16 protein-coding genes are annotated in these 21,022 nt (G+C 64.2%); 8 read left to right on the top strand and 8 right to left on the bottom strand.

The features are described from left to right. Positions 1 to 7: 7 nt before the first annotated feature. The 3 genes from BB934_RS00895 to BB934_RS00885 form a co-directional block, all read right to left on the bottom strand. The gene (locus tag BB934_RS00895) at positions 8 to 1,090 is read right to left on the bottom strand and encodes a type III polyketide synthase (RefSeq protein ID WP_099507957.1); all 1,083 of its coding nucleotides are present in this window, start codon (positions 1,088 to 1,090) and stop codon (positions 8 to 10) included. 126 nt (positions 1,091 to 1,216) lie between these two features. Further along, positions 1,217 to 2,137, bottom strand: a complete 921-nt coding sequence (locus tag BB934_RS00890) for a DMT family transporter (protein ID WP_099507956.1) — start codon at positions 2,135 to 2,137, stop codon at positions 1,217 to 1,219. A 91-nt stretch (positions 2,138 to 2,228) separates the two neighbouring features. After that, positions 2,229 to 2,540, bottom strand: coding sequence for a hypothetical protein (locus BB934_RS00885; protein WP_099507955.1), 312 nt, complete (start codon positions 2,538 to 2,540; stop codon positions 2,229 to 2,231). Positions 2,541 to 2,883: 343 nt separating this feature from the next. On the opposite strand from BB934_RS00885, the gene purT reads away from it, so the two are divergent. The 4 genes from purT (at position 2,884) to BB934_RS00865 (ending at position 7,840) form a co-directional block, all read left to right on the top strand. After that, positions 2,884 to 4,056 (top strand): formate-dependent phosphoribosylglycinamide formyltransferase, encoded by a 1,173-nt coding sequence (gene purT, locus BB934_RS00880; RefSeq protein WP_099507954.1) that lies wholly within the window; start codon positions 2,884 to 2,886, stop codon positions 4,054 to 4,056. Positions 4,057 to 4,239: 183 nt separating this feature from the next. Further along, entirely contained in the window at positions 4,240 to 6,360 is a 2,121-nt protein-coding gene (locus tag BB934_RS00875; RefSeq protein WP_099507953.1) for a PAS domain-containing sensor histidine kinase, read from the top strand. Then, positions 6,360 to 6,791, top strand: a complete 432-nt coding sequence (locus BB934_RS00870) for a response regulator (RefSeq protein WP_099507952.1) — start codon at positions 6,360 to 6,362, stop codon at positions 6,789 to 6,791. Before BB934_RS00875 ends, BB934_RS00870 begins: the two co-directional genes overlap by 1 nt. Then, positions 6,788 to 7,840: a sensor histidine kinase gene (locus BB934_RS00865; protein WP_099507951.1), complete on the top strand. Its 1,053-nt coding sequence runs from the start codon at positions 6,788 to 6,790 to the stop codon at positions 7,838 to 7,840. The genes BB934_RS00870 and BB934_RS00865 overlap by 4 nt, the downstream gene beginning before the upstream one ends. Before the next feature lie 20 nt (positions 7,841 to 7,860). On the opposite strand, the gene BB934_RS00860 is transcribed toward BB934_RS00865, so the two are convergent. Beyond that, complete coding sequence (locus BB934_RS00860) at positions 7,861 to 8,139, bottom strand: hypothetical protein (RefSeq protein ID WP_157933951.1); 279 nt, start codon at positions 8,137 to 8,139, stop codon at positions 7,861 to 7,863. Positions 8,140 to 8,611: 472 nt separating this feature from the next. On the opposite strand from BB934_RS00860, the gene BB934_RS00855 reads away from it, so the two are divergent. Next, positions 8,612 to 10,255, top strand: coding sequence for a Na/Pi cotransporter family protein (locus tag BB934_RS00855; protein WP_099507949.1), 1,644 nt, complete (start codon positions 8,612 to 8,614; stop codon positions 10,253 to 10,255). A 9-nt stretch (positions 10,256 to 10,264) separates the two neighbouring features. Here the strand turns inward: BB934_RS00855 and BB934_RS46695 are convergent, their stop codons facing one another. Continuing rightward, positions 10,265 to 10,489: a hypothetical protein gene (locus BB934_RS46695; RefSeq protein ID WP_157933950.1), complete on the bottom strand. Its 225-nt coding sequence runs from the start codon at positions 10,487 to 10,489 to the stop codon at positions 10,265 to 10,267. Positions 10,490 to 10,616: 127 nt separating this feature from the next. On the opposite strand from BB934_RS46695, the gene gcvA reads away from it, so the two are divergent. Further along, entirely contained in the window at positions 10,617 to 11,552 is a 936-nt protein-coding gene (gene gcvA, locus BB934_RS00850) for a transcriptional regulator GcvA (protein ID WP_099507948.1), read from the top strand. 22 nt (positions 11,553 to 11,574) lie between these two features. Here the strand turns inward: gcvA and mdoH are convergent, their stop codons facing one another. Next, a complete protein-coding gene (gene mdoH, locus BB934_RS00845) occupies positions 11,575 to 13,770 on the bottom strand; it encodes a glucans biosynthesis glucosyltransferase MdoH (protein ID WP_099507947.1) in 2,196 nt (731 codons plus the stop codon). Continuing rightward, the gene (locus BB934_RS00840; protein ID WP_237050132.1) at positions 13,746 to 15,317 is read right to left on the bottom strand and encodes an OpgD/OpgG family glucan biosynthesis protein; all 1,572 of its coding nucleotides are present in this window, start codon (positions 15,315 to 15,317) and stop codon (positions 13,746 to 13,748) included. The genes mdoH and BB934_RS00840 overlap by 25 nt, the downstream gene beginning before the upstream one ends. Positions 15,318 to 15,502: 185 nt before the next feature. On the opposite strand from BB934_RS00840, the gene glmU reads away from it, so the two are divergent. Both glmU and glmS read left to right on the top strand, forming a co-directional pair. Next, entirely contained in the window at positions 15,503 to 16,879 is a 1,377-nt protein-coding gene (gene glmU / locus BB934_RS00835) for a bifunctional UDP-N-acetylglucosamine diphosphorylase/glucosamine-1-phosphate N-acetyltransferase GlmU (RefSeq protein WP_099507946.1), read from the top strand. Between the two features lie 110 nt (positions 16,880 to 16,989). Continuing rightward, positions 16,990 to 18,816, top strand: a complete 1,827-nt coding sequence (glmS, locus tag BB934_RS00830) for a glutamine--fructose-6-phosphate transaminase (isomerizing) (RefSeq protein ID WP_099507945.1) — start codon at positions 16,990 to 16,992, stop codon at positions 18,814 to 18,816. Between the two features lie 63 nt (positions 18,817 to 18,879). On the opposite strand, the gene recG is transcribed toward glmS, so the two are convergent. Next, positions 18,880 to 20,997 (bottom strand): ATP-dependent DNA helicase RecG, encoded by a 2,118-nt coding sequence (gene recG, locus BB934_RS00825; protein ID WP_099507944.1) that lies wholly within the window; start codon positions 20,995 to 20,997, stop codon positions 18,880 to 18,882. Between the last annotated feature and the right edge of the window lie 25 nt (positions 20,998 to 21,022).

Raw genomic sequence — 21,022 nt, 5'->3', positions numbered from 1 at the left:
GGACGCGCTATCCGGTCAGGGTGAAGCGGAAGGTCTCGGCGACGAGCCCCGGTCCGAAGGCCATCCCGAAACCGTTCGAGGCCGGTGGAGCCTGCTGCATCATGCGGTCGAGCACGAACATCAGGGTCGCGGATGACATATTGCCGAAATCGCGCAGGACGCCGCGTGACCAGCGCAGGGCGTCGGGATCGAGGTCGAGCCCCTGCTCGACGGCATCGAGGATGGTCCGGCCGCCCGCGTGAACGGCCCACAGGTCGAAATCCTCCTTGTGCTGCCCGCGCAGGATGCCGTCGTCGTCGTTGCGGGTCGCCTCGCGCTGGAGCGCCCGCGCGATCTGCTGCGGGACCTCGCCCGAGAGGCTCATCTCGAACCCGGCATCGCCGATCCGCCATGTGATGAGGTCTCGCGTGTCCGGTATGGTCGCGACACGGAAATCCTTCAGCGCAATGCCCTGGGGCTCGGCCGACACGAGGCTCGCGGCGCATCCGTCGCCGAAGAGCAGGGCGCTCAGGATGACTTCGAGGTTGGACGTCTCCTGCAGGTGGAGCGTGCAGAGTTCGAGATTGACCACCAGAACCCTCGCCGCAGGTTCGGAGCGGACGATGTGATGCGCCACCTTCAGGGCGTTCACGGCGGCGGCGCAGCCCATGAAACCCACCATGGTGCGCTCAAGCGAGGGGTTGAGGTTCAGGCGCTCCATGATCTGCTGGTCGAGGCCCGGCGCGGTGAAGCCGGTGCAGGAGGCCACGACCATATGCGTGACGGATGTAAGGCTTTCTCCGAGGTCCAGGGCCTCGATGGCCTCTTCCGCGAGGTCGATCGCATGGGTTTCGAAGCGCTCCATCCGGGTCCCGGTGCCGACGAATTGCCCGGGCTGGAAGAAGCCCTCTCGGTCGGCAGCCAGCTCAAGATTCTCGCTCGGCGTGAGGGTCGAGTAGCGATGCTCGATTCCGGATCGCTGGACCATTCGTCTGAACAGAAGCTTGTCCTTCCGCTCGGATAGGAACTGATCGACGAAGCCGATGAAGGTCTGGTGGACGTCGTTCTGCGGCACCGCCGTGCCGATCCGGTTGATATACGCGCCTGTCACGGAACACCCTGTCAACCTCGGCCCTGCCCGGATATCGAGCGCTCGGGACCCTGGGCCCTGGGAGATAGGGCGGCAGGCATGGCGGGGAAACGAAGGCAGGCGCAGAAGTCGCACCCTGGATGGGTGTCAGTGCAGGCCGGGACTGGCCGCAGTTTCCGCCGGGGCCGGTTCGGCCGCCGCATTCGCCGGAGAATGGCCCCGCTTGAGCGTCTGCTCGCGGGCGAAGATGAACAGGCCGGCGGCCACGACGATGAAGATGCCGAGCAGGGCCAGGGCATCGGGCCATTCGTCGAAAAAGAGCGCACCGATCGCCAGAGCCCAGAGGATCTGGCTGTATTGCGCCGCTCCGAGCCGGTCGGCGGGGGCATACATCGTCGCCACGACGAACAGCGCCTGCGCCACGAAGGCGGTCGCGGCGAAGGCGAAGAGCAGAAGCCATTGATGTCCCGTCGGCCAGGCGAAGCCGGTAATCATCAGGATTCCGGCCAGGAGCGTGGTCGCGAGGAAGACGGTTCCGATCAGGGTGAAGCGCTTCTCGGACTGGCCGATCAGCCGGCCGGTGATCACGCCGCCGGCGGCGCAGAGGGCTGCAGCCAGGGCGGCGATGTGTCCGGGCAATAATTCCTTGAATCCGGGCCGGACGATGATCAGCACGCCGATGAAAGCCGCGCAGACGGCGAGGCCGCGCCGCCAGCGAACGTGCTCCTTCAGGATGAAGATCGAGAGGATCGTCACGAGGCTCGGCATGAGGAAGAGCAGCGCGAAGGCCTCGGCGAAGGGCAGGTTGCGGAATGCGATCACGCTGAGCGGCGTCGTCGCGGCGATCAGGAACACCCTGAGCCCCATGAGCCAGGGCCTGTTCCAGCGCACGATATCGATCAGCCGGTCGCCCGGCTTCATGAAGACGGGCGAGAGCAGGAAGGGGATGAGATAGCCGAAGAACGTCACCTCGAACGGATCGAGGCCATAGCCGATCTCCTTCACCACCGCGTCGCCCCAGGCGAAGACGGCAAAGGCGAGAAAAGCAAGGACGATACCTTTGGCCATCTTCGGGAGATTCCGCGGGAGGGGCGCGCTCACAGCCGAAGGCGCCGGCCGATGCGGCCGGCGCCTTCGGCTGGACAACAGAGTAACAGGCTTAGCGCGGCATGACGAGGCGAGGGCGCCTGCGCTCCACGACCACGACCTTGGGACCTTCGCTGCGCTCATGCATGGAAAAACGCTCGGGCAGACGCACGGGCCGGCGGATCGGCGCCAGGGGCGAGGCCTTCAGGACGACCGGCCGCACGTCGTCTTGCGACATGCCCATGAGCTGCGAGGCAATTTCGATCTGGCTCTCGATGTCGTCCGTCAGACCCTGAGCCGCTGCAACGGCTTCCTCAAGGACGGGCGGTTCGATCCTCGTGACGCGCCGGCCATGGTTCTCAGATGTTTTCTTCTTCGGTAGCATCGGGCTTCTCCTATAAACCCCTTAACCCATTGAACTTCCGAATGCGTAATGCGCGATTGAGACGGCAGGGCTGCGTCCAGTGCAAGCGCGGCAGCCGGCAGTGCCGATGCTCAAGAACGCAGCGGGAGAACGCCGGATCCACGCCCTATGCTAAAAAGGCGGGTGAGCCGATAATCTCTGCATAAAGCGCCCGATTTATGGGCAAATGCATGGGCTCTGTGCACCGTGATGTGCATAAGCCAGCTGCGTTGAAAGCGTGAGGACTCGACCCCGTCATCTCGATTTGCCATGGAGGATCGGCGCAAGCCCCTCCCAGCCGACGAAACAGACGAAAGGCACGCCCGTGTTCACAGCCAGACTCCTCCTCCTCGGCTCCGGCGAACTCGGCAAGGAGTTCGTGATCTCGGCCAAGCGCTACGGCTGCCATGTGGTGGCGTGCGACAGCTATGCGAATGCGCCGGCGATGCAGGTGGCGGACGAGGCCGAAGTCTTCTCCATGCTCGATCCGGACGCGCTCCGGGCAGCGATCGAGAAGCACAAGCCCGATTTCATCGTGCCGGAGATCGAGGCGATCCGCACCGAGGTGCTTCAGGAATTCGAGGACAAGGGCTTTACCGTCGTACCCTCCGCCCGCGCCGCCTCGCTCACCATGAACCGCGACCGGATCCGGGAGCTGGCTGCAACCGAACTCGGCCTGCGCACCTCCAAATATCGCTATGCGGAAAGTCTGGAGGAGGTGAGGGCGGGGGCCGGGCATACGGGTCTGCCCTGCGTCATCAAGCCGGTCATGTCCTCTTCGGGCAAGGGGCAGAGCACCGTTCGCAGGGCCGGTGAGCTGGAGCAGGCCTGGAACGATGCGGTGGCGAACATGCGCGGCGACCGCAAGAAGGTGATCGTCGAGGAGTTCATCGCCTTCGAATACGAGATTACCCTGCTGACGATCCGCTCCCGCGAGGGGGTATCGTTCTGCGAGCCCATCGGGCACCGGCAGGAGCGCGGAGATTACCAGGAATCGTGGCAGCCGACGCCGATGACGGAGAAACTGCTCGACGACGCCAAGGACATGGCCCGGAAGGTGGTCGACGATCTCGGCGGCTACGGGATCTTCGGCGTCGAGTTCTTCGTCACCAAGGACGAGGTGATCTTTTCCGAGCTGTCCCCGCGTCCGCACGATACGGGCCTCGTCACGCTCCTGTCCCAGAACCTCTCCGAGTTCGATCTCCACGCCCGCGCGATCCTCGGACTGCCGATCCCGCAGGTCCGGCTGCATGGCCCGACCGCCTCCGCCGTGATCCTGGCCGACCGGGAGGCCGAGCGCTTCACCATCGACGGCCTGAAGGAGGCGCTTGCCCTGGGTTCCGAGGAGGGCGAAGTCGAGGTGCGTATTTTCGGCAAGCCGACGACCCGCAAGCACCGGCGCATGGGCGTAGCGTTGGCTTCGGGCGACACGGTCGAAGAAGCGCGCGAGCTGGCCCGGCAGGCAGCGTCCAGGATGCGCATCACATACGAGCGATGATCGCCCATTCCTTCTGCGATCCAGCGGCTTTCCAAGCGGCGCCTCGGAACGAAACGTGTCTCTCCGGTCACAGGTCGGGACGTATCGGGTGCATCCTATGGCGCTCGACCGAAAGCTGCCTAAATATCGACACGCTCTGTTCGGCACCAACCTAGGGGGCGGGCTGCTGCCCAGCTTGAACGCTTGAAGACGATCAATTTCGAAGCGCTGTTCAGCGCATCGCCCAACCCCTATGTCCTGCTCGATCTTTCGCTCACCATCGTCGGTATGAACGACGCCTATCTCCAGGTCACGATGCGGGAACGCGAGGACCTGATCGGGCGGAACATATTCGACGCCTTTCCGAGCGATCCGGATTCGACGAGCTACCGTCAGCTGCGCGGCTCCCTTGAGAAGGTCGTCCGCGAGAAGGCGGCGGATCACCTGCCATTGATCGAGTATGCCATTCCTTTGCCGAACGGGCGGGGATTCGAGGAACGCTACTGGAGCGCGACACATACGCCGCTTTTCAACCACGCGGGCGAGCTGACCTTCATCCTGCAGCACACGGTGGACGTGACGGAACTGCACCGATTGCGGAACCTGGCGAAGAGCTCCGCACTGTCCTACGGACGTTCCGCCCTGATCGAGACGGACATGTTTCGCCGGGCGCAGGCCGTGCAGGAGGCCAACGAGGCTCTGAGCGAGGAACGGCAGCATCTGCGGGGATTGTTCGAGCAGGCGCCGGGCTTCATGGCCGCCCTCAGCGGGCCGGACCATGTCTTCACCATGGCGAATGCGGCCTATCTCCAGGTGGTCGGCCGCGAGAACGTCATCGGCAAACCGGTCCGGGAAGCGCTGCCGGAGGTGGTCGAGCAGGGCTTCCTCGATCTGCTCAATCGCGTCTATCGCAGCGGCCAACCCTTCGTCGGGCGAAGCATCCGCGTCGTGCTCGAGCAGGATGCTGGCGGCGGTCAGGATGAGCGCTTCCTGGACTTCGTCTATCAACCGATCTTCGACCCGAGCGGACAGGTGTCCGGCATCTTCGTCCAAGGCCACGACGTCACGGAGCAGAAGCGCACCGAGGAAGCCCTGCGCGAGAGTGAAGAGCGCTTCCGCGTCATCGCCAATTCCATCGACCAGATGATCTGGGCGACGCAGCCGGACGGCTATCACGACTACTACAACCAACGCTGGTACGAATTCACCGGCGTGCCGGATGGGTCCACGGAGGGCGAGGCCTGGAACGGCATGTTCCATCCGGAGGATCAGCCGCGCGCCTGGAAGATCTGGCGCCACAGCCTGGCGACGGGAGAGCCGTATCATATCGAGTACCGGCTGCGTCATCGCTCGGGCGAATATCGCTGGGTGCTCGGGCGGGCGCAGCCGGTTCGCGATGAACAAAGCCGGATCACGCGCTGGTACGGCAGCTGCACCGATATCCACGCGCTGAAACAGGCGCAGGACGAACTTCGCGAGAGCCGCGAGCAGGCGCTTCGGAACGAGGCCGAGACCGGCCGGCTCGCGTCGATCCTGGCGGAGCGGGTCGCGGAGCTCGATGCGGCGAACGACGAGATCCAGCGTTTCGCCTATATCGTGAGCCACGACCTGCGCGCGCCGCTCGTCAACGTCATGGGTTTCACGAGCGAGCTTGAAAGCGCTCAGGCGGTGATCGAGCAGTTCTATCGCAAGGTTCTGGACACGGATTCGAATCTGGTCTCTGCGGAAACCCGCACGGCCGTGGAAGCCGATCTTCCCGAGGCCATCGGGTTCATCCGGTCCTCGACCGTGAAGATGGACAAGCTGATCAACGCGATCCTCAAGCTCTCACGCGAGGGAAGGCGAGTCCTGGCGCCCGAGTTGATCGGGATGAGGCAGCTGCTCGAGGCTCAGCGCCAGAGCGTCGCACATCAGCTCCAGGAGCGGGGCGCGGAGCTGACCATCGAGCCGGTGCCAGACCTGACCGGCGACCGTCTGGCAATCGAGCAGATCTTCGGAAACCTGATCGACAATGCGGTCAAATACGTGGATCCCTCCCGTTCCGGGCGCATCGCGATCCGGGGACGCGATCTCGGAGCCAATGTCGCTTATGAAATCGAGGATAACGGCCGCGGGATCGATCCCAAGGATTTCGAGCGGGTCTTCGATCTTTTCCGACGCTCCGGCGTCCAGGATCAGCAGGGCGAAGGCATCGGGCTTGCACATGTGCGCGCCCTTGTGCGAAGGCTCGGCGGGACGATCTCCGTATCGTCCCGGCTGGGGGAGGGCTCGACCTTCACGGTCGTCCTGCCAAAATATGCCAGCATGAGTTCGGAAGCCGCCTGATGCCCCAGCAGCACCCTGTCACCATCATCATGGTCGAGGACGACGAGGGACACGCGCGCCTGATCGAGAAGAATATCCGTCGCGCGGGCGTCTGCAACGAGATCCGTACTTTCGCCAGCGGCACCGGCGCCATCGAGCACCTGTTCAGCGACGAGGTGCGCAATGCAGGACCTTTCCTGGTTCTGCTTGACCTCAACCTACCGGATATGAACGGCGTCGAGATCCTCGCCAAGTTGAAGGGCGACGAGAAGCTGAAGCGGGCTCCGGTCGTGGTGCTGACAACGACAGACGATCAGCGCGAGGTTCAGCGGTGCTACGATCTGGGCGCCAACGTCTACATCACCAAGCCCGTCGAATATGAATCCTTTTCCCAGGCCATCCGGCAGCTGGGACTGTTCCTCTCTGTCATCCAGGTTCCCGAAACCCTATGAGCCAAGGCGCCGCTGAGAGCCCATCGATCCGACTTCTGTATATCGACGACGATCCCGGCTTGGGCCGCCTCGTCGAACGCACGCTGTCGCGCCACGGCTTTCACGTCAGCCACGCCCTGAGCGGGGACGAAGGACTCAGCCGGCTTGTCGAAGGGCGCTTCGAGATCGTCGCACTCGATCACTTCATGCCTGGCAAGGAGGGCCTGGAGGTTCTTGCCGAAATCAGGACTCTCACCGACCCGCCGCCCGTCATCTACGTCACCGGGGCCGATGAAGGGCGGATCGCCGTCGCGGCTCTCAAGGCGGGAGCCGTCGACTATGTGATCAAGGATGTCGGCGGGGTCTTTCTCGACCTTCTCCGCTCGGCGGCCGAGCAGGCCCTTGCGGCCGAGCGGCTGCGCCGGGAGAAAGAGGCCGCGGAGCGGGAGATGCGCGAGGCGCGCGAGCGGGCGGAGATGCTGCTCCGCGAGGTCAACCACCGCGTCGCCAACAGCCTGCAGCTCGTCGCCTCCCTCGTCGCCATGCAGCAGCGGGCACTCGGCAGCGATACCGTTGCCAGGGATACTTTGACGGAAACACAGAGCCGCATCACGGCGATCTCGCAGATCCATCGCCGCCTCTATACGTCGAACGATGTGCGTTTCGTCGAGATGGACACCTACCTCGAGGGACTCGTCGAGGAACTGGAAGGCGCGATGCGCGCCGCCGGGCGCGAGCACACCATCACGCTCGTGGCGGAACCCATTTCGATCCCGACCGACAGGGCGGTTTCCGTCGGAGTCATCGTGACCGAGCTCGTCACGAACGCGTTCAAGTATGCCTATCCCCCGGGCGCGAGCGGCGAGATTCGCGTTGCGCTGTCGTCAGATGGAACGAAGGCGGCGCTGGTGGTCGAGGATGACGGGATCGGGTGGAACGGCACCGGGGAAGTGCAGGGGAGCGGACTTGGCACGAAGATCGTGAAGGCCATGGCGTCCAATCTGCAGTCCGCCATCGAATTCGACCGGCGCCATTCCGGAACGCGCGCCGTTCTTCCTTTCGCGATCTGACCGCTCGCCGGCCTCCGAACCTATCGCTGACTTCGACTGGAGCCGCCTGAGGTGAATCTCGCCCGGATTTCGCCGACGAGAATGTTCAGCTCGCGCTGCAGGCGGTTCAGTCTCGAGAGCAGTTCTCCATCCGGTATGCCTGTTGCAGGCGATGGCACCTCACCGTCAGGGACGGGAGTGGCCATGCTGCGCAGCTCCTCCAAGGTCGTCGGGCCGATATTGGGAACGGTCAGCCACTGCGCATCGGAAATGCTCGCCACTTCCCGGATGGTCGGGCAGCGCCCATGAAATTCCGTCAAGATTGCCCCCCGGACCCGTCCGGAGCATTTCTCGATTGGAAATGGATCGTCCAAACCCATCTCACGTCCTCGCACACTTACCAGTGAGATATTTTCCATCAACGCAGAACTGCCTTAGAACTTAGCCGGAGACTTCATGGGTACCGGCTCGCCGCGGAAAAGAGCAGACGACCTTATGGGGATGGCGGCATGCGTAAGGAGTAGCCAAATCGCTCCAAGCGAAATCTCTGCGAGCTTTGGAGTTGGCAGTGAATTCCTATGGATTAAGCCAAGCTTGCGAGCGGCGCGTCGAAGATCGCTTTCTACCGCTGCGGAAAGTCCCCTCCGGCGCCTCGATCCATGCATGAATCCGGGCATTTTGCGCAGATTATTCCAGCACATGGCCGTTATTAGCCGGCAACCCTTATTGCCGTCCCGCCCATTGGCCGGTAAGCAAGAGGATTGTGCAATTGTATTGAGTCCCGAGGATTGAATGTCCGCGACCTCCGTCCTGATCCATCTTCTCGGTGAAATCGCCCTGCTTCTGTGGGGAATCACCATGGTCAACAGTGGGGTTCAACGCGCGTTCGGCAGCGATCTGCGCTGGATCCTCGGAACGGCGCTCAGAACGCGCCTTCAGGCCTTCCTCGCCGGCGTCGGCGTTACGACGGTCCTGCAGAGCAGCACCGCCACGGCACTGATGGTGTCATCCTTCACCGCGGGCGGTGCTGTCGACATGGTGCCGGCCCTGGCCGTCATGCTCGGCGCGAATGTGGGTACGACGCTGATCGTGCAGGTCCTGTCCTTCGACGTCTCCCTGATCTTTCCGGCCCTGGTCTTCGGCGGCTTCATCGCCTACCGCAGAGGCAAGACAAGCCGCGTCAAGGACCTCGGGCGCGTGACCATCGGCCTGGGGCTGATGCTGCTCTCGCTGCATCTCCTCGGCGAGACGGTTCGTCCGATCGAATCGTCGAAGGTTCTCAAGGACCTTCTCGCGGTGATCGCTCCGGATCCGCTCATTCTCGTTCTTCTGTCGGCGGCCTTTGCGTGGCTTGCCCATTCGAGCGTCGCCGCGATGCTGTTCATCATGTCCCTGGCGACGGCCGGCGTGATCGACGCCCATTCGGCGATGGTGATGGTGCTCGGCGCCAATCTAGGCAGCTCCCTTAATCCGCTGCTTGAGGGCACCAGCGGCGATCCCGTCAAACTTCGGGTGCCGTTCGGCAATCTCGCCATGCGGGTCCTGGGCTGCCTCGTAGCCCTGCCGCTGATCGACCCGATCCTGTCGGCGATGTCGGTCTTCGATCCGAACCCGGCCCGTCTGGCGGCGAATTTCCATACGCTGTTCAATGTCGCGGTCGCGGCCATCTTCATCCTGCCGCTGCCATGGATCGCGGAGCTGCTGCTCAAGCTCTTCCCCGAGAGACTCCGGGCGTCGGATCCCGGCATGCCGCAATATCTCGACAAGGACGCGCTCGATACACCGTCCGTCGCCCTGTCGAATGCCGCCCGCGAGGTCCTGCGCATGGTCGACACGGTCGATTCCATGCTCCGCAGCTCACAGGATCTCTTCCGGCAGGGCGATATCGGCCGGGTCGATCAGGTCAGCCGCACGGACGACGTGCTGGACCGGCTCTTCAGCGCGATCCGCCGCTATCTGAGCTCCATCAACCATGAGGCCCTGAGCGAGGGCGAGGCCAAGCGCCTGTCGGACATTCTCGCCTTCGCCATCAACCTGGAGCACGTGGGCGACATCATCGACAAGAACCTGATGGAGCTCGCCGCCAAGCGCATCAAGAATCACCTGCGCCTGCCGAAGGACAGTCTGGACGACATCACCGGTATGCACGGGAAGCTCCTGGAGCACCTGCAGCTTGCGGCTTCCGTGCTCATGTTCCAGGACATCGGCTCCGCCCGCAGGCTCGTCTCCGAGAAAGAGCGATTCCGCGATCTCGAACGCGCGGTCACCCAGAAGCATCTCGACCAGTTGCGGTTGGGCCGGGCGGCCGGGGACACCAGCACGCTCCAGCTCGACATCGTGCGCGATCTCAAGCGCATCGAGGCTCACATCGCCTCGACCGGTCATTCGCTGCTCGAACAGAGCGGCGAACTCAAGCCGAGCCGCCTGACGTCCTGACCAACGTGCTTATCGCCGGTCCTTCAGGGTGTGCCAGTCCAGGGAGCGGACCGGCTCGCCATCCATGTAGCGGACCTGCTCGGGGAGGCCGATATCGCGCCTCTCGTGATCCGAGAGGTGGCTCAGGTCCGAAATGACCAGCCCCGCCTGCGGGAAAACGGGCCGGAACCAGAATTTCACGCGCATCCAAGCACTCTCGACGCCGCTAAGGCGGCGGGCATCTTCGTATCTCATGACAGCCTACTTGGTTGTTTGCCGAGGGCGTCCCCGCCCTCTGTGATGTCATGAGGATGCGCCTGCTCGGGGAGCTTGACAAAGCAATTGCCAATGGGCTGGCATAAGGAGCCCTTATGGATCGACGATGCCGAAACTGCCTTCCAAGCTTCCCCCCATGAGCGCCGTCAGAGTCTTCGAAGCGGCGGCGCGCCATCAGAGCTTTACCCGCGCGGCCGAGGAACTCGGGATGACGCAGGCCGCCGTGAGCTATCAGATCAAGATCCTCGAGGATCGGGTCGGCGCACCGCTCTTCATCCGCCTGCCGCGCCAGGTGACGCTAACGGCGAAGGGACGACAGCTTGCGCCGGCCGTGACGGAGGCTCTCGAGGCTTTGCGGAACGCATTCGCCGGCGTCGAGGAAGCGGTTCAGACGGTTTTGTCGATCACCACCCTCTCGACCTTCGCATCCAATTGGCTCGTTCCGCGCCTGGGACACTTCCGGCAGCTTCATCCCAACATTGCGGTTCAGATTTCCGTTTCGACCGAGATGGTCGAATTCGCGCAGAGCGAGTTCGACATCGGAATCAGGAGCGGTACGGGGGAATGGCCGGGGCTCGAGACGCATGTCCTGTTTCCCAATCAGTTCACGCCTGTTTGCAGCCCGGAGCTGCTCCAAGATGTCGAGTTGCGCGAGCCCATCGACCTTCTCAAACTGCCGCTCATCTCGCCGAGCGATCCGTGGTGGCTGGATTGGTTCGCTGCGGCAGGGTTGCACGACGTCGATCTATCCCGTCGCCCGGACAACTCGCTCGGGGTGCAGCAGTTCGAAGGCATGGCGGCCATTGCAGGTCAGGGCGTGGCACTCATCAACCCGTTCTTCTTCCCGGACGATCTGGCGTCAGGGCGGCTCGTCAAGCCCTTCGACCTGCTGGCCACCACGGATCGGAGCTATTGGCTGGTCTATCCGAAAGCGCGCAGGCGATCCGCCAAGATCGAAGCGTTCCGGGATTGGGTGCTGAGCGAGGTGGCGGGCGACAGCGAGAGGGCTGCGCCCGCAGCCAAAATGGGAACCGGGGCCTGAAGCTCCGGTTTCGATGAGATCCTTACTCGGCAGCCTGGGCTTCCGCCGGCTTGGGCTTGAGATTGACCAGCATGTCGAGCAGGGCGCGGTCGTGGAGCACGACCATGCGCTCCTTGTTATGCAACCATTCCACCGCATCCTCGACGGTCTCGGCATCGACGATCTTGGCCTCGGCCAGGGCCCGCTCGGTCTCGATGACGCCGCGCTTGCGCGGAGCGGCCTGAGGAAGCATCTCGACGTGGCGCTCCCGTAGAATCGGATCGGCAAAGATCGCCCGGAGGCTGTCGGCATCGTCGAAGCCGAAACCGGCGTTGCGGGCCTGAAGCTCGTTGGCGCGGGTGGCGATATCCGGCGGCCGATACTCCTCGGGCGTGCGAAGCAGTCCGAGACGCTTTAATGCCAGACCCGCGCCCAGCTGCCCGCTGAGCCAGGAGAGGGGAATCGCGAGCAGCAGGCCGATGATCGTGGGCGACATCCAAAGGAACAGGGACGTGGCGATCATGAAGGCGGAGATGCCTGCGAGCGCTCCAAGGACCGTGTGCGCGCGGTGACGGCGAACAATATCCTTGAAGGGGATCGACCCGTCGTCGCGGCGCTGCGGCTGCCAGCCCGTGTCGCGTCCGAGCAGGATCTGGAACACGGAGCCCGACTGGATCAGCATCAGGATCGGCGCCAGGAGAGCGGACAGGATAATTTCGATCGTCGATGAAACGATCAGCCGGATCGCACCTCCGGAGGCGCGGCGATCGTCGCCACGGATGAGCATCAGCAGGAGCCCGAAGACTTTCGGCGCGAGCAGGATGCCCATGGTGAGCGCGAACAGGGCGAGGGCTCGCTCGGGGTCGAACCGCGGCCAGATCGGATAGAGGCGGAAGTCGCGGGCGAAATATTCCGGCCGGATATAGGTGGTCTGAAGAACCAGCGCGATACCGACGATCAGCTGGAACAGCCAGAACGGCGAGGCCAGATAGGACATGATGCCGGTGGCGAAATGCTGACGCGTCGGAAGCTTGAGGCCCTTGGCGCCGATGACCCGCATGTGCTGGAGATTGCCCTGGCACCAGCGCCGGTCGCGGGCGGAGAGATCGATCAGCGAGGGCGGGCTTTCCTCGTAGGAGCCCTGGAGGTCGGCCAGCATGTAGACCGACCAGCCCGCGCGGCGCAGCAGAGCCGCCTCGACGAAGTCGTGGCTCAGGATATGGCCGCCGAAGGGCGGTTTGCCCTTCAGATCCGGCAGGCCGCCCTGGGCTGCGAAAGCCTTGGTGCGGATGATCGCATTGTGGCCCCAGTAATTGCCGTCGCGCCCCATCCAGACGGCAAGGCCCATGGCGATGACCGGGCCGGTGACCCGGGCGGCATATTGCTGGACACGCGCGAAGAGCGTGTTGCGGTTGATGATGAGCGGCAGCGACTGGATGATGCCGGCGTCGGGATCGGCCTCCATGGCGGCGGCGAGGCGCACGATGCAGTCGCCGGTCATGAGGCTGTCCGCATCGAGCACGAGCGTGTGCTCGTAATGCCCGCCCCAGCGCGACACGAAGTCGGCGATGTTGCCGGCCTTGCGGTGATGGTTCTTCGGCCGATGGCGATAATAGAACCGTGCGCCGGGGCCGAGGCGCTCCCTCAAGGCCAGGAAGGCGCGCTCCTCCGCGATCCAGGCATCCGGATGCGTCGTATCGGAAAGGATGAAATAATCGAAATGCTCGCCGAGCCCGGTCGCCTGGACCGACTCGTAGATCGCCTCGAGGGCTGCGTAGGTGCGGTCAGTCTGCTCGTTGTAGACGGGCATGACGATCGCGGTTCGGTGCTGCAGGGTGGCTGGCAAGGGGCCGCGATGGCCGGGGCGCCTCAGGAGAGCCAGGAACCCGAGCAGCGCGCTGGTGAAGGCAATCGCGATCCAGGAGAAGTTGACCGTGAATAATCCGACCAGCACCCACTGGAGGGCCGTCGTGCGGCTCACCGACACGACCTGGTACATCTCGTAGGTGCCGTAGGCGGTTAGCAGCAATCCACCGCCGAACACGAAGAGCCGGGCGAGCCAGGTGCCGAGCCGCGGATGCTGAAGAACAGGCTTGCGCTCCCCCGCGCTCGACCAGTGCCGGAGTGACTGGGTCGGCATGTCGAGGTGCTTTTCGGGGGGCATAGCGGATGCGGGCCGCTCGAGGGCAGCTACATTCGGGTTCGAGTCGGGGCTTACGGAGTCCAACGATAAAGCCATGTCTCGCTAATCGGTTTCCCGCCTGCTTCAAGGATCAGGCGCATCTCACACGCGTTTTCGTTGCCCGGGTCAAGCTCGAACGCAACACGTACTGTTTTTCGTTCCGGATATGGCAAAAGTTTGAGGTTCTGGAACGTTCCGGGGCCAACGGTTAGAACCGATTTAAGGTCCGCCGGCAAATTGTCACCCAACGTATCCCCGGTAAAGTCAACGGTGAACCGCCGCCGCCGGCCGCCTGTACCGCGGCCGGAGCGGGTGGCGGTTACGATGGCGAGCGGCGGGCGCTCGGGCGAATTCCAGCCCCAGTACTGCCGATAGGCCACCGGGACCTCGGATCCCGCCGCCATCGGAGCCTTCGGACGCCAATAGGTGAGGATGTTGTCGTTGATCTCGGCGTCCGTGGGAATTTCCAGCAGCTGAACGCTGCCCTGGCCCCAATCGCCGAGGGGCTCGATCCAGACGCTCGGGCGGCGCTCGAAGCGCAGGTCGTCGTCCTGGAACGCCTCGTAGGACCGCTCCCGCTGCAGCAGCCCGAAGCCGCGCGGCGAGTTGTCGACGAAAGCCGAGATCTGCAGGGTTTCCGGATTGTGCAGGGGACGCCACAGCCATTCGCCCGAGCCGTTCAGCATCTGCAGTCCGGAGGATTCGTAGACCGCCGGGCGGATGTCGTCGGAGTTGAGGAGGTCGTTCGGCCCGTAAAGATAGGTCGAGGCGATTCCGCCGAGACCCACATGTTCGAGATTGACGCGAGGGAAGAGCGTCGTTTCCACATCGACGATGGTCATGTCGCCGGGCCGGAACGTCATCCGGACGGCACCGGATGTGGATTCCGAATCGAGAACGCCATGCACGGTGATGGCATTGCTGCCCACGGCCGGGCGCTCGAGCCAGAAGGCGCGGAAGATCGGGAATTCCTCGCCTCTCGCTTCCGCGGGTCTGAGCGTCAGTGCGCGCGCGATCGCGCCGTAGGTCTGGCCCCGTGCGATGGCGCGAAAGAAAGTCCCGCCCTGGACGAATGCGAAATCGAATGGCCGGCCGTTTCCGATCTGGGCGATGAGCTTGAAGCCCGAATAGCCGATATCGGCTATGTTGTTCGGTAACGTGATGCGGCCGAAATCGAACTGGGATGGACTATAGGCGATCCGGCGAACGGCTCCGTCCTCGACGACGTATAGGTCGACCGCATCCCGGAACACGAAGCCGCGGTGAAGGGGCTCGACGGAAATGCCGCGGGACTCCGTGCTCCAGATCGGCGGCTGCGTATAGCGGATCGCGGAATATTGTTCCTGATTCAGGTTTCCGAACACGTCCGGCAGGTCGTTGGGGGTGGCCACGTACGGCTTCTTGGAGAGCTGTCGCGCGATGTCGATCACGACCGCCGGGTCGAACCGTTGTTTCTCGCCCATCCTTGCGGCAATCGTGGCCTGCGTCGTTTGAGCTTGGGCAACCGGCGCGTAGGCCAGCCCGGCGACGGAGGCGCCGATATAAGCCAGCATGTCGCGCCGGCGAGGATGAAAGGGGGACTGGCCCTCTGGCGGAACCGGCACGGCGATACTCTTGTGTGAACGAGGCTTTTCAGCCAGACAGTTGGAATGTCTTATACATATCGTCAATCGTGAGCATGAAGTAAACGACGCCCAGGCAGGAAAACCGCCTCATCGCTCACCAAATGTCTGCAGAGATACCTCTTCGGATCTAGCTCGAGCGCACTGCGCTACCGGATTGAAACTTTATGACCTCGACCGATCCCAACATGCCGTCTTCACCTCGCAGCTGCCTCGCCATCGTTCTCGCGGCAGGCGAAGGCACCCGGATGAAATCCAGCAAGCCGAAAGTGCTGCATCAGGTCGCCAACCGCTCCATGCTCGGACATGTGCTCGCGGCCCTGAAAGCGGCCGGCGCCACGGGCACCGCCGTCGTCATCGGACCCGATCACGAGGACGTGGCGAAGGAAACTCAGAAAGCCCTGCCGGAGGCTCGCATCTTCGTGCAGAGGGACCGGCTTGGCACGGCTCATGCGGTTCTGAGCGCGCGGGAGGCTCTGGAGCAACGGACGGACGACGTGATCGTCGCGTATGGCGATACGCCGCTCGTCCTTCCGGAAACCTTCGCCAAGCTGCGCGCGCCGCTTGCGGAGGGGGCCGCCGTCGTCGCGATGGGCTTCGAGGCGAAGGATCCGACGGGGTATGGGCGCTTCATCACGTCCGGCGACCAGCTTCTGGCCATTCGCGAGCACAAGGATGCGACTGAATCGGAGCGGGCGATCACGCTCTGCAACGGAGGCCTGATGGCCATCCGGGGCGATCTGGCGCTGGCCCTTCTCGACCGGGTGAAGAACGACAACGCCAAAGGCGAGTACTACCTGACGGACCTCGTCGAGATCGCCCGCGATCTCGGGCACCGGGCGGCCATCGCCGTCGTCCCGGAAGAGGAGGTCCACGGCATCAACGACCGGGCCCAACTCGCGGCAGCCGAGCGCATGATCCAGGACCGCCTGCGCCACGAGGCAATGGCGGCGGGCGTGACCCTCGTCGCACCCGAGACGGTCTTCTTCAGCCACGACACCCGGCTCGGCCAGGATGTGGTGGTGGAGCCGCATGTGGTCTTTGGTCCCGACGTGGTCGTGGAGGCCGGCGTCGTCATCCACAGCTTCAGCCATCTGGAGGGCGCGCGGATCGCCTCCGGCGCCGGCATCGGCCCCTTCGCCCGCCTTCGCCCGGGCGCCTCCATCGGGCCCAAGGCCAAGGTTGGCAACTTCGTCGAGATCAAGAACACGGAACTCGGCGCCGGCGCTAAGGTCAGCCACCTGACCTATCTCGGCGATGCCAGCATCGGGGCCGAGGCCAATATCGGCGCGGGCACCATCACCTGCAACTACGACGGCTTCGGCAAGCATCGGACGCAGATCGGCGAGGGCGCCTTCATCGGCTCGAATTCCGCCCTCGTGGCCCCCATCAGCATCGGCAAGGGTGCATTCGTGGGATCCGGCTCAGTTATTACGGACGATATACCAGATGACGCCTTGGGCCTGGGGCGCGGACGTCAGATTGTAAAGGAAGGCTGGGCCATAGAATTCCGGGAAAAGGCCCTCGCCGCGAAGAAGAAATAACACCACCTGTCACAATAGGTTACGCAAGTTGATTCCGCCCGGGGGCCGCGTCTCTATATGAGAAGCGATAAGCGTAGCGTTGACTGCATTGCATAAGGAAGTTGCTGGGGATGTGCGGAATCGTTGGAATTGTTGGGAAGACGCCGGTCGCGCCACAGATTGTGGAAGCGCTCAAGCGGCTTGAATATCGCGGCTATGATTCCGCCGGTGTGGCAACGCTTGAGGACGGCCGGCTCGACCGCCGCCGGGCCGAGGGCAAGCTGCGCAACCTGGAAACCAAGCTATCCCAGTCGCCCCTATCCGGCGTGATCGGCATCGGGCATACCCGTTGGGCGACCCACGGCAAGCCGAACGAGACCAATGCCCATCCCCATGCCACCGACAAGCTGGCGGTGGTCCATAACGGCATCATCGAGAACTTCCGCGAGCTGAAGACAGGTCTCGAGGCCAAGGGCATCCGGTTCGAGACCGAGACGGACACGGAAGTTGTGGCCCAGCTCGTCACCTACGAAATCCACCAGGGCCGCCTGCCGATCGAGGCCGTCGCCGTGACCCTACCACGCCTGCGCGGTGCCTTTGCCCTCGGTTTCCTGTTCTCGGGTGAAGAGGACCTTCTGATCGGCGCGCGCCACGGCGCGCCGCTCGCCATCGGCTACGGGGAAGGCGAGATGTATCTCGGCTCCGACGCGCTGGCCTTGGCGCCGTTCACCGACGAGGTCGCCTACCTGGACGATGGCGATTGGGCGATCCTGACACACAGGGGCGCCGATATCCACGACGAGTCGGGCAAGCCGGTGCATCGGACCCGCCACAAGATCCCCGTCGGCTCCTTCTTAGCGGACAAGGGCAATTACCGCCACTTCATGGCGAAGGAGATCCACGAGCAGGCGGAAGTCGTCGGACGCACGCTCGCGCACTATGTCAACTTCACCTCCGAACGAGTTGAACTGCCTATCGAATTGCCGTTCGATTTCAGGGATCTGAAGCGCATCTCGATCTCGGCCTGCGGTACGGCCTATCTCGCCGGATTGATCTCGAAATACTGGTTCGAGCGCCTCGCCCGTATTCCGGTCGAGATCGATGTGGCTTCCGAATTCCGCTATCGCGAGGCTCCGCTCGAGCCGGGCGGCCTTGCGCTGTTCGTCTCCCAATCGGGCGAGACCGCCGACACGCTCGCCTCGCTTCGCTACGCTACCTCTGAAAAGCAGCACACGCTCTCCGTGGTGAACGTGCCGACCTCGACCATGGCGCGCGAGAGCGGCGTCATTGCGCAGACGCTCGCCGGCGTCGAGGTGGGCGTCGCCTCGACCAAGGCTTTCACCTGCCAGCTGACGGTGCTGCTGTCGCTTGCCATTGCGGCAGGCCGGGCGCGGGGCACATTGAGTGTCGAGGATGAGAAGGAGCTGGTGAATGCCCTCATCGCCATTCCCGGTCAGATGACCGAGGCGATGAAGCGGGAACACCAGATCGAGATCCTGGCCCGCGATCTCTCGAAGGCCAAGGACGTTCTCTATCTCGGGCGCGGCACATCCTATCCACTGGCGATGGAAGGGGCCCTGAAGCTCAAGGAAATCTCCTACATCCACGCCGAAGGCTATGCGGCGGGCGAGCTCAAGCACGGCCCCATCGCGCTCATCGACGAGACGATGCCGGTGATCGTCATCGCGCCGTACGACAGCATCTTCGAGAAGACCGTGTCGAACATGCAGGAGGTCGCGGCCCGCGGCGGCCGCATCATCCTCATCACGGACGAGCGCGGCGCGCTGGAAGCCGGTCTCGACACGATGGCCACCATCGTGATGCCGTCGGTCCATCCCATCGTGGCGCCGATCCTCAACGCGGTTCCGATCCAGCTGCTCGCTTATCACACAGCCGTCTTCATGGGTAAGGACGTGGACCAGCCGCGCAATCTCGCGAAATCCGTGACGGTGGAGTGAGTTCGACTGCAACGCCCTGTCATTCCGGGCTCCGCTGCGCGGCCCCGGAATGACAGGGCGTTGCTACCCCGCCCGCAGCAGCCTGATGGCGGAATCCCGCTCGAACAGGTAGAGCAGCACCCTTAGCGCCTGACCACGCTCGCTCACGAGATCCGGGTCGCGATCCACGATCAGGCGGGCGTCGTCCCGAGCAGCGCCGAGCAGGTCGCCATCCGCCTCGAGACGGGCGAGCTTGAAGCCGGGCGTGCCGGATTGGCGGGTGCCCAGCACTTCGCCTTCGCCCCGCAGGCGCAGATCCTCCTCCGCGATGCGAAAGCCGTCCTCGGTCTGGCGCATCATTTCGAGCCGGGCCTGGGCAACCTGTCCGAGCGGCCCCTTGTACACCAGCAGGCAGGTCGAGGATTTCGAGCCGCGCCCGATGCGTCCGCGCAGCTGGTGGAGCTGCGCGAGGCCGAAGCGCTCGGCATGCTCGATCACCATGACGGTGGCGTTCGGCACGTCGACGCCGACCTCGATCACCGTGGTGGAGACCAGAACCTTGGTCTCGCCGCCGGAGAATCGCTCCATGGCGGCGTCCTTGTCCTTGCCGGCCATCTTGCCGTGCACGAGGCCGACCTGATCGCCGAAGAGGCTTTTCAGCATCTCGAACCGCTCCTCGGCGGCGGCGAGATCGATGGATTCCGATTCGCCCACAAGCGGGCAGACCCAGTAGACCTGATCGCCGTTGGCGATGGCCCGTCCTATGCCGCCGACGACCTCGTCGAGACGGTCGATGGAGATGAGCTTGGTTCCGATGGGCTTGCGGCCGGCGGGCTTCTCGCTCAGCACGGAGACGTCCATGTCGCCGAAATAGGTGAGCGCGAGCGTCCGCGGGATTGGGGTTGCGGTCATGACCAGGATGTCGACAGCCTCGCCCTTCGAGCCGAGGGCCAAGCGCTGGTGCACGCCGAAGCGATGCTGCTCGTCCACCACCGCAACACCGAGATCCTGGAACGCGACGCCCTCCTGGAACAGGGCATGGGTGCCGACCGCGATCTGGATGCTGCCGTCGGCGAGCCCGGCGAGAATGGTTCTCCGCGCGACGCCCTTCTCGCGTCCCGTCAATAAGGCGATGGTCAGCCCGGCCTGCCCGGCCATGGGAGCGAGACGCTCGTAATGCTGGCGGGCGAGAATTTCTGTCGGTGCCATCATGGCGGCCTGACGGCCGGCCTCGATGGCGCTCGCCATGGTGAGCAGGCCCACCACCGTCTTGCCCGAGCCCACATCGCCCTGGAGCAGGCGCAGCATCTTCTTGTCGGAGACGAGGTCGCGCCGGATGTCCTCGATGGCCTGCACCTGGGAGGCGGTGAGCCCGAAGGGCAGGGCGCGCTTCAGGCGCTCGACCAGATGCCCGTCGCCGGCATTCACGCGACCCGGCAGCCGCCGCATCCGGCTTCGCACGAGGGCAAGGGCAAGCTGGGAGGCGAGCAGCTCGTCATAGGCGAGACGCCTGCGCGGAGTCGATTTGGCGAAGGCGTCCTCGGAAAGCTGCGCCGCATTGTCCGGTCTATGGAGGCCGAGGAGCGCCTGCCGGAAATCGGGCAGGGCGTTGCGGCCGAGCCAGGCCTGGTCCTGCCATTCGGGCAGGTGGGGGACCTTGTCGAGCGCTGCGCCGATATAGCGGCCGACCATGCGCGATGAGAGACCTTCGGTGAGGCCGTACACGGCTTCCACAGCCGGCAGGTCCGCGATGCTACGCTCGTCGAGAATCCGGTCGGGATGGACCATCTGGCGCCGGCCGTCCCACAATTCGATCTTGCCGGAAACGTAGCGGCGCTCGCCCACGGGCAGGACCTTCTCCAGGCGGGCCTTCTGGCCATTGAAGAAGATCAGGGTCACGTCTCCCGTCTCGTCCTCCACGAGGATCCGATACGGCGCGCGGCGGCCCGGCGGTGGAGCACGGTGGGCGACGACGGTGACGGAGAGCGTCACGGGTTCGCCCACGGGAGCGTCGGCCACCGAGCCCTTCATCTCCCGGGAGATGCCGCTGGTCGGGACGTGGAAGAGCAGATCCGCGACGCGCGCAGGCTTGCCGGGCTCGCCGAGGAGCCGGTCGAGGAGGGGGGCGATCTTCGGCCCCACGCCGGGCAGGGAGGTGGCCGGGGCGAACAATGGATCGAGAATGGAAGGACGCAATGACATTCAATTGGGTAGCAAGTCGAAGGGA

It is taken from the genome of Microvirga ossetica, assembly GCF_002741015.1.
Lineage (GTDB): Bacteria > Pseudomonadota > Alphaproteobacteria > Rhizobiales > Beijerinckiaceae > Microvirga > Microvirga ossetica.
The sequence above is the reverse complement of the archived record's forward strand: the minus strand, read 5'-3'. Positions and strand labels throughout refer to the sequence as shown.

Bases quoted from the DNA above. Each gene is read 5' to 3' on its own strand.
- BB934_RS00890 (WP_099507956.1), bottom strand. From the start codon at position 2,137: ATGGCCAAAGGTATCGTCCTTGCTTTTCTCGCCTTTGCCGTCTTCGCC.
- BB934_RS00885 (WP_099507955.1), bottom strand. From the start codon at position 2,540: ATGCTACCGAAGAAGAAAACATCTGAGAACCATGGCCGGCGCGTCACG.
- BB934_RS00870 (WP_099507952.1), top strand. From the start codon at position 6,360: ATGCCCCAGCAGCACCCTGTCACCATCATCATGGTCGAGGACGACGAG.
- BB934_RS00865 (WP_099507951.1), top strand. From the start codon at position 6,788: ATGAGCCAAGGCGCCGCTGAGAGCCCATCGATCCGACTTCTGTATATC.
- BB934_RS00855 (WP_099507949.1), top strand. From the start codon at position 8,612: ATGTCCGCGACCTCCGTCCTGATCCATCTTCTCGGTGAAATCGCCCTG.
- BB934_RS46695 (WP_157933950.1), bottom strand. From the start codon at position 10,489: ATGAGATACGAAGATGCCCGCCGCCTTAGCGGCGTCGAGAGTGCTTGG.
- gcvA (WP_099507948.1), top strand. From the start codon at position 10,617: ATGCCGAAACTGCCTTCCAAGCTTCCCCCCATGAGCGCCGTCAGAGTC.
- mdoH (WP_099507947.1), bottom strand. From the start codon at position 13,770: ATGGCTTTATCGTTGGACTCCGTAAGCCCCGACTCGAACCCGAATGTA.
- glmU (WP_099507946.1), top strand. From the start codon at position 15,503: ATGACCTCGACCGATCCCAACATGCCGTCTTCACCTCGCAGCTGCCTC.
- glmS (WP_099507945.1), top strand. From the start codon at position 16,990: ATGTGCGGAATCGTTGGAATTGTTGGGAAGACGCCGGTCGCGCCACAG.
- recG (WP_099507944.1), bottom strand. From the start codon at position 20,997: ATGTCATTGCGTCCTTCCATTCTCGATCCATTGTTCGCCCCGGCCACC.